This is a genomic window from Acinetobacter sp. YH12041, from assembly GCF_013419975.1.
Classification (GTDB): Bacteria; Pseudomonadota; Gammaproteobacteria; order Pseudomonadales; family Moraxellaceae; genus Acinetobacter.
In genome coordinates, this window is sequence record NZ_VOZC01000006.1 from 40,897 (window position 1) to 55,882 (window position 14,986).

12 protein-coding genes are annotated in these 14,986 nt (G+C 44.3%); 11 read left to right on the top strand and 1 reads right to left on the bottom strand.

The annotated features are described in order from the left end of the window. Window positions 1-4 precede the first annotated feature (4 nt). From ftsL to FTU00_RS06695, 6 genes are read left to right on the top strand one after another with little or no spacing between them, the layout of a single operon-like run. Complete coding sequence (gene ftsL / locus FTU00_RS06670) at window positions 5-337, top strand: cell division protein FtsL (protein ID WP_159122699.1); 333 nt, start codon at window positions 5-7, stop codon at window positions 335-337. 15 nt (window positions 338-352) lie between these two features. Next, window positions 353-2,176 (top strand): penicillin-binding protein PBP3, encoded by a 1,824-nt coding sequence (ftsI, locus tag FTU00_RS06675; RefSeq protein ID WP_180179378.1) that lies wholly within the window; start codon window positions 353-355, stop codon window positions 2,174-2,176. Between the two features lie 11 nt (window positions 2,177-2,187). Further along, complete coding sequence (locus FTU00_RS06680; RefSeq protein ID WP_180179379.1) at window positions 2,188-3,684, top strand: UDP-N-acetylmuramoyl-L-alanyl-D-glutamate--2,6-diaminopimelate ligase; 1,497 nt, start codon at window positions 2,188-2,190, stop codon at window positions 3,682-3,684. Between the two features lie 8 nt (window positions 3,685-3,692). Continuing rightward, on the top strand, window positions 3,693-5,096 hold the full coding sequence (murF, locus tag FTU00_RS06685) for a UDP-N-acetylmuramoyl-tripeptide--D-alanyl-D-alanine ligase (protein WP_180179380.1): 1,404 nt from the start codon (window positions 3,693-3,695) through the stop codon (window positions 5,094-5,096). Next, entirely contained in the window at window positions 5,097-6,215 is a 1,119-nt protein-coding gene (gene mraY, locus FTU00_RS06690; protein WP_159122695.1) for a phospho-N-acetylmuramoyl-pentapeptide-transferase, read from the top strand. It begins immediately after the preceding gene. A 58-nt stretch (window positions 6,216-6,273) separates the two neighbouring features. Beyond that, window positions 6,274-7,077 (top strand): putative RNA methyltransferase, encoded by an 804-nt coding sequence (locus FTU00_RS06695; RefSeq protein ID WP_180179381.1) that lies wholly within the window; start codon window positions 6,274-6,276, stop codon window positions 7,075-7,077. Between the two features lie 58 nt (window positions 7,078-7,135). On the opposite strand, the gene ponA is transcribed toward FTU00_RS06695, so the two are convergent. Then, window positions 7,136-9,664, bottom strand: coding sequence for a penicillin-binding protein PBP1a (gene ponA, locus FTU00_RS06700; protein ID WP_180179382.1), 2,529 nt, complete (start codon window positions 9,662-9,664; stop codon window positions 7,136-7,138). A gap of 166 nt (window positions 9,665-9,830) precedes the next feature. On the opposite strand from ponA, the gene FTU00_RS06705 reads away from it, so the two are divergent. The 5 genes from FTU00_RS06705 to pilQ all read left to right on the top strand — a co-directional run bounded on the left by FTU00_RS06705 (window position 9,831) and on the right by pilQ (window position 14,952). Then, window positions 9,831-10,889, top strand: coding sequence for a pilus assembly protein PilM (locus FTU00_RS06705; RefSeq protein WP_180002742.1), 1,059 nt, complete (start codon window positions 9,831-9,833; stop codon window positions 10,887-10,889). After that, on the top strand, window positions 10,889-11,527 hold the full coding sequence (locus tag FTU00_RS06710) for a PilN domain-containing protein (protein ID WP_180179383.1): 639 nt from the start codon (window positions 10,889-10,891) through the stop codon (window positions 11,525-11,527). The genes FTU00_RS06705 and FTU00_RS06710 overlap by 1 nt, the downstream gene beginning before the upstream one ends. After that, window positions 11,524-12,240: a type 4a pilus biogenesis protein PilO gene (locus FTU00_RS06715; RefSeq protein ID WP_180002740.1), complete on the top strand. Its 717-nt coding sequence runs from the start codon at window positions 11,524-11,526 to the stop codon at window positions 12,238-12,240. The genes FTU00_RS06710 and FTU00_RS06715 overlap by 4 nt, the downstream gene beginning before the upstream one ends. Then, entirely contained in the window at window positions 12,240-12,767 is a 528-nt protein-coding gene (locus FTU00_RS06720) for a pilus assembly protein PilP (RefSeq protein ID WP_034169727.1), read from the top strand. Before FTU00_RS06715 ends, FTU00_RS06720 begins: the two co-directional genes overlap by 1 nt. A 61-nt stretch (window positions 12,768-12,828) precedes the next feature. Continuing rightward, complete coding sequence (gene pilQ, locus FTU00_RS06725; protein WP_180179384.1) at window positions 12,829-14,952, top strand: type IV pilus secretin PilQ family protein; 2,124 nt, start codon at window positions 12,829-12,831, stop codon at window positions 14,950-14,952. Window positions 14,953-14,986: the final 34 nt, after the last annotated feature.

The window sequence follows — 14,986 nt, forward strand, 5'->3', positions numbered from 1 at the left end:
CATCATGAAAACTGAAGTGGTTGATAAAAAAACAGAAAAGTTATGGCTGAAAAAAGTCATTATTTACCTCATATTGATATTGATGGTCTTTATCAGTGCGGTATTTGTCGTCTTCCAGGTCTTTGAATACCGTCAGGATAACCGAAAACTAAGTACCTATCTGCGTGAACGGGATGATTTGAATGCAGAGTGGGGACGTTTGCTGATTGAACAGCAGACCTTTGGTGCGACCGCGCAGATTGGTACCCGTGCAGTGACCCAGTTAAGGATGTATTCACCTCCGATTTCACAGAGTGTCGTGATTTCCTTACCACAACCTTCAGATGAGAAAAAATAAGGCTAGCGCTCGAACATGGTAGACAAGAGAAAGAAGCAACCGGTACGTAAAAAGCAGTCCGTCACCGAGAAAAATGCCTTAAATGTTTATATCAACCGTTTTTACATCATGTGGGCCGTGGTGCTGCTGTGTTTTGTGACACTGATCGGCCGAGCTTTCTATGTGCAGATTATCAATAAAGACTTTCTGCAAAATAAAGCCAATGCCAATATTTTACGAACCAATACCATCAAGGCCATGCGTGGCGTAATTTATGATCGTAATGGTATTCCGCTGGCGATCAGTACGCCGATTATGAAAATCGTGATTGATCCACGTGACTATTTTGATAATAAAAAACTCTATGATGAAACCATGCTGGCGCTACAGAAAGAGCCGAACAGCCGTAAACTGAAACGCCAGCTCCCAGATAAAAACCTGAATCTGAATGAGCTGGCTGATGCAGTGGGTATGGATCGTGCTGAATTGCGTAGAAAGATGGAAGAGCGCCCACGTTCACGTTATCTGATCCTGAAAAAAGAAGTGCCGCCACAACAGGCGGAACTGATCATGAAGCGTAATTTTCAGGGTGTGTATACCGAGAAAAACTATAAGCGCTATTATCCGCAGCCGCAGCCAAACTCCCAGATTATTGGTCTGACCAATAGTGAGGGAATTGGGATCGAAGGTCTGGAGATGCAGCTGAATACCCGTCTTGCCGGTCAGGATGGTGAACAGCAGATTATCCGTGACAAAAAAGGCAACCGCGTTAAAGAACCGGAAGTGATTAAAGAAGTTGAGCCAGGTGAAAACATTACCCTGAGTATCGACTCACGTTTACAGTACATTATGTATCGTGAACTGACTGCAGCAGGCGTCGCCAATAATGCCCGCTCCGCAACAGCGATTGCAGTCGACGTCAAAACCGGTGAAATTCTGGCAATGTCTTCTTGGCCCTCTTATAACCCGAATGACAAGAATGGCTTATTAAATAAAGACGCAATGCGTAATCGTGGCGCTGTCGATTCCTTCGAGCCGGGTTCAACCATGAAGCCGCTAACTGTGGCGATGGCTCTAGAGAGCGGGAAATATACGGCCAATTCGGTCATCAATACGAGTCCAGGTAGTATGCGGGTCGGAAACCACACTATTCGTGATACGCATAACTATGGTCAGTTGACGTTGGGTGGGATTATCCAGAAATCATCAAACGTCGGGGTAGCTAAATTAGCTCTGTCACTGCCGTATGAAACTTTACCGACTTTCTATAAACGTCTTGGTTTTGGTCAGCGTTCCGCAGTGAAATTTCCGGGTGAAAGTTCCGGTCTGATTCTGCCGCCAAGTAAATGGAATGTGTCTGAAGTAGCAACCATGGCCTATGGTTATGGTCTGAATGCGACTGTGCTGCAACTGGCTGATGCCTATGCCATGCTGGCGAACAAAGGTGTGAAAGTGCCTTTAAGCCTGTATAAATTAGAAGAACAGCCACAAGGCGAGCAGATGATTGATCCACAAATCGCAGAACAGGTTCTGCTGATGATGGAAACAGCAACTTTGCCTGGTGGTACAGCAACCCGTGCAACCGTACCTGGTTATCGTGTTGCAGGTAAAACGGGTACTGCGCATAAATTGCGTGCCGACCGTAAAGGCTATTCAACCAGTGAATACCGTGCCTTATTTGCCGGTGTAGCACCCGTGAGTGATCCGCGTATTGCCATGGTGGTGGTCGTGGAAAATCCACAAGGGTCTTATTATGGTGGCATGGTATCTGCACCTGTCTTTGCCCGTGTGATGCAGGAATCTTTACGCCTGCTGAATGTCCCGTTAGACAAACCTTTAGAATCTCCCAAAGTCCAGTAAATAGGTGATCAATGTCCATTACATTTCAAGATCTCTACGTCGTTCAAGAACCTGCTGAGTGGATGCGACAATCCTTTCAGGGTTTCGAACTGGACAGCCGCAAAGTTAAACTGGGGCAAATTTTTATTGCCCTGACTAGCTTGTCTCAACCTGAAAAAACCGCAGAATATGCCAAGAAAGCCCTGTCATTAGGCGCGTTAGCGGTGATTTCTGAGCAGGAGCTAGGTGTTACTCCAGCTTTGGTAGTACCCAATGTCCGTCACTTGATGGGCGATTGGCAGAAGCGCTATCTGCAAGCGACTCAGCCAGTCAAGGCTGCCCGTATTCTGGCTGTAACCGGTACCAATGGTAAAACCACGATTTCCCGTCTGGTTGCTGAGTTGCTGATGTTGCAAGCTAAAGCCTGTGCAGTTATGGGGACTACAGGGAATGGTATTTTACCGAATCTGGAAGCCTCTTCTCATACCACACTGGATGCCCTGCAATTGCAAAATGCCTTGCATGCCTATGCACAGGCTGGTGCGGAATTTGCTTCAATTGAAGCGAGTTCGCATGGCTTGGAGCAGGGCCGTTTGAATGGTTGTGCGATTGAAATTGCGGCTTATAGCAATTTAAGTCGTGATCATCTCGACTATCACGGTACGTTGGAAGCTTATGCAGAAGCAAAATCGCGTTTATTCAGCTTTGAATCTCTGAAATTTGCAGTCATCAATATTGACGACGCACACGCAGAGGTGATGCTGAATGCTGCAAAAGCCAATCCGAATCAGCCGAAAATTCTGACTTATTCTTTGTCACAATCAGCCGATTATCAGGTTCAGGATATCCAGTACAGTATTTCCGGTGCTGAATTCAAACTGATCACTGCACAAGATACATTTACTGTGCATAGTCCTTTGTTAGGTCATTTCAATATCGAAAATCTGGTTGCGAGCCTGGTTGTGGCAGAGCAAGCCGGTTTTGCATTAACCGATTTAATCGCAACTGTGCCCGAGCTGAAAGGTGCCCCAGGCCGTATGCAGGTCATTCGTGATGATGAACGTCTGTTTGTGGTGGATTATGCACATACTCCAGATGCCCTGACTCAGGTCTTGCTTACGCTGAAGCGTCATGTCAGCCAAAAACTCTGGGTTGCTTTTGGCTGTGGCGGTGATCGTGATCGTGGCAAACGTCCGCTGATGACTCAGGCGGCCCTCGAAGGTGCTGATATTGCAGTGCTGACTTCGGACAATCCGCGTACTGAAGATCCAAACCAGATTTTTGCTGACATGAAGCAGGGTATCGATTTTTCAGGCAAAACCTATCATGAAATTCATGACCGTCGTGAAGCAATCCGCTTTGTAGTCGACCAGGCGCAGCCAGGTGACATTGTGGTGATTGCCGGTAAGGGACACGAAAATTATCAGGAGATTGATGGGGTGCGACATTGGTTTGATGATGTGGTCGAGGTACAGGCCGCAATTGATGCCCAGCATCACAACCGTGATTTAGCATTTCCAGCGCATTAGGATTTTACATGCATACTTCAACAACAAGTACCGTGCCTTTAGAGCCATGGACAATTGAACAATTACAGCAAGCCACTCATGGTTATTGGCTGAATGATAAAAAACCTGAAGGCCAGATTAAGCGGATTTTAACTGATTCCCGTCATGCCGAAGCAGGTGATGCTTTTCTGGCATTGAAAGGTGAGCGTTTTGATGCGCATGACTTTATCGCACAAGTGGCTGAAAAGGGCTGTGGAATCGCGATTGTCAGCCAACCTGTTGATGCAGAGATTTGCCAGCTGGTGGTTGAAGACACTCGTCTGGCACTGGGTCATCTTGGCGCTTATCGTCGTCAGCAAAACTCACAGCTTAAAGTCATTGCTTTGACAGGCAGTAGCGGTAAAACCACGACCAAGGAAATGCTGGGCAGTATCTTGTCGCGTCTAGCTCCTACTTTGGTGACTCGAGGCAACCTGAATAATGATTTGGGTGTCCCAATGATGTTACTGGAACTGCGTGCTGAACATCAGTATGCGGTGATGGAGCTGGGTGCGAGCCATCAGGGTGAAATTGATTACACTTCCAATCTGGTACAGCCGCATGTGGCCGGTATCATTAATATTGGTACCGCACACTTGGGTGAGTTTGGTGGCCGTGATGGGATTTGTCGTGCCAAGTCTGAAATCTATTCGCATATTTCTGAAACTTCGATTGTGCCTGCAGCGGATGATTATGCCGAGAAGATCCGTACAGCCGTCAAAACCGAGAAAACTTTGAGTTTTGGTCAGGGCGGTGATGTCTACGCGACTGACGTAGAACTACATCCGCAATCTGCGACTTTCACGCTAAATACACCGCAAGGAAGTAAAATCGTAAATCTGCCATTTGCTGGTGAACACAATGTGCAAAATGCAACTGCGGCAGTGGCTTTCTCTTTAGCGATTGGTATTAGTTTGGATGATATCGTGGCTGGCCTTGAGCAGGCCGTTGGTGCTAAAGGTCGTTTGAACTTTATTCCGCACAAAGATTTTTTATTTATTGATGATACCTACAATGCCAATCCAAGTTCGATGCGTGCAGCGGCTGAAGTTTTAGCGCAGCAGCAGGGCATTCGGGTAATGGTGACCGGTGATATCGGTGAACTGGGTTCATCTGCCGCGATCGAGCATTATAAACTCGGTCGGGATCTGGTATCGGTCAAAGGCATTAATTTTGTGGTGGCTGTGGGGGAATTTGCTCCAGCTGCACAAGAAGGTGCACGTAGTACGCAATATGGTAAGAAAATGCAGGCTTTCCTGAATCAGGAGCAGGCTTTACCGTTTTTAATTGATTTGATTGAAACACATCATCCCCAGCCAATGTCTTTCCTGTTCAAGGGTTCACGTTTTACCCATATGGAAACATTAATGGCTGCATTGATGGAGAAACTCTAAATGCTGTTATGGCTATTTGATCATCTGGCGGGCTTTGATAGCACGTTTCAGGTGGTTCGTTATTTAACTTTACGTGCTTTGCTCAGCGTCTTGACCGCAATGACCATCGGTTTGGTTTTGGGTCCGATCATGATCCGCAAATTGCAGGCACTAAAATATGGTCAGGCAGTAAGTTCGTTTGCTCCTGAGAATCATGCCAAGAAAATGGGTACACCGACTATGGGTGGGGTATTAATCCTGCTCTCGATCGGGATATCCACCTTACTATGGGCAGACCTGACGAACCCTTATGTCTGGATTGTGCTCTCGGTGATGGTGATTTTTGGCGCCGTGGGCTGGGCAGATGACTGGATTAAAATCCGTTATAAAGACAATGCTGGTTTACCTGCACGCAAGAAATTCTTTTGGACGTCTGTAGGTTCAATCGGTGCTGGTATTGCACTGTATGTGATCGCACAGCAGCAACCGAATCCGGTAGTGACTGCCAATATGCTGGATGTGCTGATTCCATTCTTTAAGGATCACACCATTCCATTGTCTGTGATTCCGCTGGGAATCGGCTTCATTATTTTCACTTACTTCGTGATTAATGGTGCATCCAATGCCGTAAACCTGACTGATGGTCTGGATGGTCTGGCGATCATGCCAATTGTTCTGGTTGCAGCAGGTTTAGGGGTATTTGCTTATCTGGCAGGCGATGTACGTTTCGCTAACTACTTACATATTCCTTATGTGAAATATTCTTCCGAACTGGTAGTTATCTGTGCTGCGATGATTGGTGCCGGTCTGGCATTCCTCTGGTATAACGCTCACCCAGCTCAAGTGTTCATGGGTGATGTGGGGGCGTTATCTTTAGGTGCAATGCTGGGTACGATTGCCGTGATGGTGCGTCAGGAAATCGTGTTTGCGATTATGGCAGGTGTATTCCTGGTGGAAGCCATTTCTGTATTCTTGCAGATTGGTTCATTAAGAATGCGTAATAAACGGGTATTCTTGATGGCACCTTTGCATCACCATTATGAAAAGAAAGGTTGGCGTGAAACTCAAGTCGTCATCCGTTTCTGGATTATTACGATTATGCTGGTAGTTTTGGGTCTAATGACCTTAAAATTACGCTAAGAAATGCATTTGAAAAAGTCGGCGCATGCCGGCTTTTTTGTTTTGGAGAAATTAAAAAATGAACCTACTGATGTGTCCTGTTTGTCGTGAGCAGTTGCGCTTAAATGAACGTACATGGCGCTGTGACAATCAGCATAGCTATGATGTGGCCAAGCAGGGTTATGTGAACCTGCATGTGGTGCAGCATAAACATAGTAAAAATCCGGGCGATACGCCTGAATCTGTGCAGGCACGCCGTGCATTTCTGAGTGCAGGCCATTATGCGCCTTTGCAACAGGCTGTGGTCAAGAAAATCTGTGAGCTGCGGATTGAAAATCTGCTCGATATTGGTTGTGGCGAAGGCTATTACACCAATGCCATGCAGGCTGAAGTCATGCAATGTGTCGGCGTAGATATTGCCAAAAATGCAGTTCAGGTTGCAGCTAAACTGAATAAAGAAATTACTTGGGTGGTAGGAACAGGGGCGACCTTGCCGGTACTGGATCAATCCATTGATCTGTGTACCAGCTTATTTAGTCCGATTCCGAAACAGGAAATCTTACGGGTATTAAAGCCAAAATCTTATTTGATGGTAGTGACACCTGCACCACAACATTTGTATGCGATGCGGGAAGCCTTATTTGAGGAAGTGAAAGCGCATGAACCACATAAATTTGTCGAACAGTTGCAGGATGCATTTAATTTAGTGAGTGAACAGATGATTGATGCACCAATGAATTTGGCCCAAGCAGATTTAAAAAATCTGATTGCTATGACTCCGTATGCTTATAAAGCCAAACCTGAACGCCGTTTGTCACTTGAGCAGCAGAATCAATTCGATTTAATGGCTCAATTCCAGGTTTATGTATTTCAGAAGAAGTAAATCGGTTATTTAGAAATAAAAAATCCCTCAATAATGAGGGATTTTTTATTGGTTCAGATTATTCAATTTCTTCAATCAAGTTTTCCAAAGGATCCACCACCCGATTTGGTTGTAGTGGCTGGTCTCTTGGCGCCACTCTTTCATCATCCGGTATGCGGATTTCCTGATCAGGCAAATCTTCAAAATCATTGCTTTGTCGCTTAGATGCTACAACGGGGGCAGGGCGATACAGAGGCGTCGCTAAAGGTGGAGAAGACGGATCATGCTGTTCCTGCTCACCTTGCACTACCTTATTACGGTTAATTGGTGCTTTAGCATTACGATCCAGGCGAACCCAAGCTTCTGGTGTGCCTTTTAAGGCATTCCCCATAAAGTCGGTCCAAATTGGCAAGGCTGCTACGCCACCGTATTCACGTCGACCTAAACTCTTCGGCTGATCAAAACCGACCCATGCAACGGTGACCAGTTTGCCATTAAAACCTGCAAACCAGGCATCTTTGGCATCATTGGTGGTACCGGTTTTACCCCCAATATCGCTACGACCAATTCTTAAAGCAGCACGCCCCGTACCATGTTGAATCACATCACGCAGGATATTGGCCATATCATAAGCAGAGCTAGATTTTAGAATACGTTCTGCCTGACGGTAATTACTGTCTTCAGCCGAGATTTTTGGTGTCTCTGGTTTCTGTGCTAAGGTTTTGTTATTGATTTCAATTGCTTCATCATCAGGAGTGAGTGCGCCTGTTGGTTGAGGACTTTCTTCCTGAGCATTAATACACGAGATGCAGGCATATTCAGGCTTAGCCTCAAAAATAGTCTTGCCATAGGCATCTTCGATCCGCGTAATAAAATGTGGCTGAATCCGATAACCGCCATTGGCGAACGTAGCATAACCAGTAGCCATCTGGATTGGTAAAACCTGAGGCGTGCCTAGAGCAATGGTGTAGTTACGTGGAATCTGGTTATCCTGCAAGCCAAAATCCATAAATAACTGACGGGTACGTTCAATACCGACGGTTTGTAATAGACGAACTGAAACCGTGTTACGTGACAGATATAAAGCACGACGTAAAGGAATCATCCCTAAATAACGGCCATCCGAATTACGTGGACTCCATTTACCAATGGTAATAGGTGCATCATTCACCATGGTATGTGGAGTCATACCACGTTCTAAAGCCAGAGCATAAACAAAAGGCTTAATGGTTGAACCCGGTTGACGCCAGCCTTGAGTCGCGCGGTTAAATTTGGATTGATAAAAATTATAACCACCCACAATGGCTTCAATCGCACCATTATTCGGGTTCAATGCAATTAATTGGCCCTGTACCTGAGGTGTTTGTACCAGTGCCCAGGAACTTTTATTCTCGTTAGGTCTTAAACGAACAATATCTTTAACTTTGACAATCTGTGAGGTTCTGCTTGGTGCAGCACCTACACTATCTGCACTACGATAAGGACGGGCCCAGGACATGCCTGACCAAGGCACAGTTACGGTTGTACCATCCTGCATCAACGCTTCAAAGCTATTATTATTGACCTTGGTCACTTCAGCAGGATAAGTATTGGCATAGACACGGAAATTTTGCAGGGGCTGATCATGAGCTTCGGCACCTCGCCAGCCATGACGACGATCATAAGCTTCTAAACCGTCCTGTACCGCCTGTTCAGCATAAGCCTGACGTTCACTATGGATCGTCGTGTAGACTTTATAACCTGAATCTATGGCCTGTTCACCAAAATTTTCTACCAGTTCAGAGCGAACCATTTCACCGACGTAGGGAAATTTGTTACGCGTACTGCGGTCAGGCATATCCAGGTTAATCGGTTCAGCAATGGCTTCCTGATATTGGCTTTGATTCAGATACCCCAATTGCAGCATGCGACCTAAAATCCAGTTACGGCGTTCTAATGCACGTTTAGGGTTGGCCACCGGATTATAACGAGAAGGTGCTTTAGGTAGGCCAGCAATCATTGCCATTTGCGCAATCGAAAGCTCATCTAAACTTTTGTTGTAATAGATTTTCGCTGCTGCCGCGATGCCATAAGCGTTTTTCCCTAGGAAAATTTTATTGACATATAAAGTCAGAATTTCTTCTTTACTTAAATTCTGTTCTATTTTACGTGCCAGGAAAATTTCAGTCAGCTTACGCTTTAAAGTACGTTCGGGACTTAAATAGTAGTTTTTGGCGACCTGCATGGTAATGGTCGAACCGCCAGTCTGTACATCAGAGCCGGTAATAGTTTCACTGACTGCACGTCCTAAGCCTTTAAAGCTGATCCCGCTGTGTTCGAAGAAACTAGAATCTTCTGCAGCGAGGAAGGCGTGAATAAATTCTTTCGGAATCTGTTCATAATTCACAGGAACAGAAAGCTTGCCACCATACTCTGCAATGAGCTCATTATCTGAGCTAAAAACTTGTAAAGGCTTTAATAAAGGTGCCTTTTTAAGCGTAGACATTTCAGGCAAAGATGGGGCAATATAGAGATACATGCCATAGAAACCCATCGGAATTGAGATCAAAATAATGATAATGATCAAAAAAAATGGATGAACAAGGCCTGAACAAGATAGCTTTTTCATAACAAGTAAGTTTTAATAAGAGCTAATGGCAAACTAATTACCGGTCAGTATATCCTGTAGATATACATATTGTTAGATGAGTTATTGTATCTGTATAAAATTATAGGCCGGCACAGATTGGTGAGTTTGTTTTTATTGGGGATAAAAAAATAATAGGAATTGTATTGTGCGCAGGTTATATCGTAAGCCAAATAAGGGGTTAATAGGAGTCGATATTAGTTCGACTTCTGTTAAAGTTTTAGAGCTCTCTGTAAAGAACGGTCGGTACTGGGTAGAAAGTTATGCTTTAGTCCCATTACCAGAAAGTAGTGTCGTTGAAAAAAATATTTTAAATCCAGAAGCGGTGGGTGATGCGTTGGGGCGTGCGATTAATTTGGCCAATACCCAGTCCAGTCAGTCAGCCTTTGCGATTCCAACTTCTATGGTCATCACCAAGATCATCGAAATGGATGCCGATATGTCGGATGATGAACGTGAAATTCAGATTCGTGAAGATGCCGAACAATATATTCCTTTCCCACTTGATGAAGCCAGTCTGGACTTTGAAGTTCTGCCAGACCGTTTAACCAATCCGAACCGGGTCAATGTCCTGTTGGTAGCGACCCGAATCGAAAATGTTGAAGCGCGTTCTGAAGTACTGCAAATTGCCAACCTCAATCCAAAAATTGCAGATGTCGAAAGTTTTGCATTAGAAAATGCATTCAAGGTGTTTTCGGATACCTTACCGATGGGGGTAAATACTGTCGGGATCCTGGATATTGGTCATAGTATGACGACCTTATCCGTCATGCAAAATAACAAGATCATTTATACCCGTGAGCAGGTTTTTGGTGGCAAACAGCTGACTCAGGAAATCCAGAACCGTTATGGATTGTCTTTTGAGGAAGCAGGGCGTGCTAAAAAAACCCGTGCCTTACCGGATGATTATGACATCGAAGTGCTGGAACCTTTCCTGGATGCAGTCGTGCAGCAGGCAGCGCGTTCATTACAGTTCTTCTTCTCTTCATCTCAGTTTAACGAGATTGACCATATTTTATTGGCAGGGGGGAATGCCAATATTCCAGGTCTGGCAAAACTATTACAGCAAAAACTCGGCTACCGGGTCACGATTGCCAATCCATTCCTGCAAATGGGCTTTTCTCCTCAAATTGATATTAAAAAAATTGAAAATGACGCGTCCTCACTCATGGTTGCATGTGGTTTGGCATTGAGGAGTTTTGATTAATGGCAAAGATTAACTTACTCCCTTGGCGCGATGAGCTAAGAATTAAAAGAAATAATGAATTTGTAGCGATTTGCGCAGGGGCACTTTTTCTAGGATTGGCAGCAGCAGGTTCAACCTGGTTCTATTACGATCAAAAACTTCAGGATCAGGAACAGGCCAACCAGCTGGTGGTCAGTACTAACCAGAATCTGGATGTACAGCTGAAAGCATTGGATGGTTTACAAGACCAGCGTAATGCAATTGTTGAACGTATGAAGCTGATTCAGGGTTTACAGACTCAACGGCCGATTGCAGTTCACCTGATTGATGAAATTGTACGGGTCACACCAGGCAATATGTACATTACAAAATTCCAGCGTACCGGCGATAAATTCACCATTGAAGGTAAGGCAGAAAGTCCGAATACAGTGGCTGAATTGCTACGTAATCTGGAAGCTTCCACCTGGTATCGTAATGCATTTATGAATGCTTTTCTGGTTACTGAAGAGCCAAAAGATAAAGCGCCATCCTCAGTGATTCCTCGAGTAGAAGAATCTTATGGCAGCTTTACGGTCACGGTTGATCTGGATCAAATCGCTGAGCCAACACTTAAAGAAGGACAAACACCAGCCACAACTACAGCGGAGGCATCATCATGAGTAATGACGGATTCGATGAATTAAGCCAAGACGTAGTGGCTGTTCCTAGAAAAAAAATGACAGTTGAGAAATTCTTTCAACAATTCAATACACTAGATCCAAATAATTATGGTAGCTGGCCATTATCAGTCAAAATTACCTGCTGGATCTTTATTGTTATTCTGGTTTTTATGCTGGGGTATTTCGGGTTTATTCGCGGCAAGATAGAAGCAATTTCACAAGCCAGTGCTCAAGAACAAAACCTGTTAAATGAATTCCGGGAAAAGGAATCCAAGCTGCGTAATTTACAGCAGTATCAGATTCAGTTGCAGGAGATGGAAGCACGTTTTAATCAGCAATTGGAACAATTGCCGAAAGAAACTGAAATTCCAGGTCTGGTGGAAGATATTAACCTGAGTGGAGTGAACTCTGGACTGAAATTTAAGAATATTCGTCTTGAACCTGAAATCAAGCAGGAATTCTTTATTGAACAGCCAATCGCGATTGAAGCCACTGGGGATTATCATGCCTTTGGTTCTTTTGTGAGCAGTATTGCAGGGCTTTCGCGCATCGTTACACTGCATGACTTCATCATTACAGGAACTGAAAATAAAGAAAAGAAATCTGAAATTCCTGTCATTGATTATGTGGTAAAAGCAAAAACCTATCGGTATGTAGGTAATGCAGATGCTTCATCTACTCCGGCTACAACTGATATGCAGGGAGCTCAGTAATGAATATCATTAAAATTACTTCAGCTTTAACGCTCGGATTTTTATTGGTGGGCTGCGAATCAAGAATTGATGCAGTCAATCAGGAAATGGCCAATATTCGCAATCAACCGCCATTACCGATTGAGCCGGCACCAGATTTTATTCCGACAGAAATGTTTAATTATGCAGCTCATCAGCTGAAAAGTCCTTTTCTGCCGAGCTCTTTAGCGGCTGAATTGAAAATTATGGCAGGTAAGCGAGTTTATCCGAACTTGTCACGCCAATTACAGCCTTTAGAGAGTTATCCACTAGAGACCTTAAGCATGAAAGGCAGTATGCGGAATCAGGCGGGGCAGATTCTGGCTCTAATTCAAACGCCTGATGGGGAAATTGAACGGATACAACGTGGCAGCTATATGGGACTTAATCATGGTCGTGTAACGAGAATTACGCCGACACAGATTGACTTGATTGAGATTATTCCAGATGGCCGTGAGGGATATGTGGAACGACCACGAAGTCTGGTTTTGATTGGGCCAGCGCCATAAGTTTTAAGGAATAAAAATGAATAAGAGTATTAAAGAATTTATTTTTGGGGATGCTAATACAATGAATCATGTGTTTCGTCAGTTTTCTATGGGGGCTGTCGCGATTGCTGTGATGCAAGCAGCGAGTGCGCAAGTTTCAATGACCAATGTAGTGCCAATGCAAATTCCTGGACAGGGAACTGAAATCCGGGTGATGTTTAACGGTCTGCCACCTCAGCCTCAAGCTTATCAGCTTGAATCTCCATCACGCCTGATTCTGGATTTTAATGAGGCCCAACAAAATCTAAAACAGTCTAGTATTCCAGTCGCAACTGCTGAAGCCAGTTCAGTGGATGTTAGCTCAGATGCACAGCGTTCTCGACTGACGGTGAATCTCGCTAATGCAGGTGCATTTACGACGCGTGTGGAAGGCAATACCTTTATTTTAAAAATTAATTCTGCTACTCCAGTCGCTATTGCTCAGCCTGTACAACAACAGGTCGCTCAGGGGATTACTAATATTGGTTTCCAGCGGGGTGCGCAAGGTGAAGGACTGGTGGTAATTGATCTGGCAGGTCAGAACACACCAGTCGATGTACAGCAGCAGGGAACCAAAGTGATTGTGCGGACTCTGGGCTCCAAGATTCCGGCACATTTGACCCGTCGCTTAAATGTGAATGATTTTGCTACACCAGTTTCGAGTGTAGACGCAGTCAATCAGAATGGCTCAGGTGTAATTACCATTCAATCTGCGGAAAGCTATGAATATATGGCTTTTCAAACTGATAATAAGCTGACGATTAGTTTGAAGCGTCCAGAAGTTAAAGGGCCTTTACGTCCTAAATCAGTCGCTTATACAGGCAAGAAAATTTCCCTCGATTTCCAAGATATTGAAGTCCGTCGAGTTCTACAGTTATTAGCCGATTTTACCGATATCAATATGGTTGCTGCAGATAGCGTACAAGGTAATATTACCTTACGCCTCAAAGAAGTGCCTTGGGATCAGGCTTTAGATATTGTGTTAAAAACTAAAAATCTGGATAAACGCCGTAATGGTAATGTGATCTGGATTGCACCAGTGGCAGAACTAATTAAGGCCGAAGAAGAAGAAGCGAAAGCACTAGCACAGAGTGTTAAGCTTGCACCAATTCAAACTGAATATATGCAGCTCAGTTATGCAAAAGCAGCAGATATTGAAAAACTGATTACTCAAAATAAGAGTGCATCAGGATCAGGGAGCTCGAATAGCACAAGTAACGGTGATGATAGAGAAAGTTTACTAAGTTCACGTGGTTCTATCTCTATTGATGCTCGTACCAATACCATTATTGTGAATGATACCCAGCCTTTCATTGATAAAATTCGCAATATGGTGGATCTGCTGGATGTCCAAGTGAAGCAGGTCATGGTTGAGGCGCGTATCGTTCGTGCAACCACTGACTTTACCAAAGAAATGGGAGTGAAGTGGGGAATCCTATCTCAAGGGATTACCAATAATAATCACCTTCTTGTTGGTGGTAGTGATACGACTCTTTGGGATCTTAGGGAGCCTGAGTTTGATAGTGAGAGAGGGGGATGGAGTTATGAAATTCAAAGACCAGATAACCTGAATGTGGATTTAGGTGTCACTAGTCAAGGTGCAAGCCGTATTGCTTTTGGCTTAATTAGCCTTTCTGATTTTATGCTGGATCTTGAACTTTCTGCGCTACAGGCAGATGGTTATGGTGAAGTGATTTCTACGCCAAAAGTGCTCACTGCTGACAAACAAAAAGCAACCGTTGCCTCCGGTTCGCAAATTCCATATCAGTCTGCAGAAGGTGGTGGTGCTAATGCAGTGTCGACTACATCATTTATTGATGCAACTTTAAGTCTGGACGTTACACCAAGTATTACTCCAGATGGTAAGGTGCAGATGGAATTGAATATTACCAGTGACTCACCAGGAAACCCGACCCCAACTGGACAGTTAACCATTAATAAAAATCAGATTAACACTAATGTACTGGTTGATAATGGTGAAACAGTAGTACTTGGTGGTATTTTTGAGCAAGAAACTCGAAATGCACAAACTAAAGTTCCTTTCTTGGGCGATCTACCTTATTTAGGCCGTTTGTTCCGTAAAGATGTAAAAGCGGACAACAAACGTGAGTTACTGATTTTTGTTACACCTCGAATTGTTAATGACAGTGTTTCAAGAAATCATTAATATATTTTGAATTTAACAAAATGAATAGGTGACT

Excerpts from the sequence above, each read along its gene's own strand:
- ponA (WP_180179382.1), bottom strand. The coding sequence starts at position 9,664 with ATGAAAAAGCTATCTTGTTCAGGCCTTGTTCATCCATTTTTTTTGATC.
- pilQ (WP_180179384.1), top strand. The coding sequence starts at position 12,829 with ATGAATCATGTGTTTCGTCAGTTTTCTATGGGGGCTGTCGCGATTGCT.
- mraY (WP_159122695.1), top strand. The coding sequence starts at position 5,097 with ATGCTGTTATGGCTATTTGATCATCTGGCGGGCTTTGATAGCACGTTT.
- ftsI (WP_180179378.1), top strand. The coding sequence starts at position 353 with ATGGTAGACAAGAGAAAGAAGCAACCGGTACGTAAAAAGCAGTCCGTC.
- ftsL (WP_159122699.1), top strand. The coding sequence starts at position 5 with ATGAAAACTGAAGTGGTTGATAAAAAAACAGAAAAGTTATGGCTGAAA.
- FTU00_RS06695 (WP_180179381.1), top strand. The coding sequence starts at position 6,274 with ATGAACCTACTGATGTGTCCTGTTTGTCGTGAGCAGTTGCGCTTAAAT.
- FTU00_RS06710 (WP_180179383.1), top strand. The coding sequence starts at position 10,889 with ATGGCAAAGATTAACTTACTCCCTTGGCGCGATGAGCTAAGAATTAAA.
- murF (WP_180179380.1), top strand. The coding sequence starts at position 3,693 with ATGCATACTTCAACAACAAGTACCGTGCCTTTAGAGCCATGGACAATT.
- FTU00_RS06715 (WP_180002740.1), top strand. The coding sequence starts at position 11,524 with ATGAGTAATGACGGATTCGATGAATTAAGCCAAGACGTAGTGGCTGTT.
- FTU00_RS06720 (WP_034169727.1), top strand. The coding sequence starts at position 12,240 with ATGAATATCATTAAAATTACTTCAGCTTTAACGCTCGGATTTTTATTG.
- FTU00_RS06680 (WP_180179379.1), top strand. The coding sequence starts at position 2,188 with ATGTCCATTACATTTCAAGATCTCTACGTCGTTCAAGAACCTGCTGAG.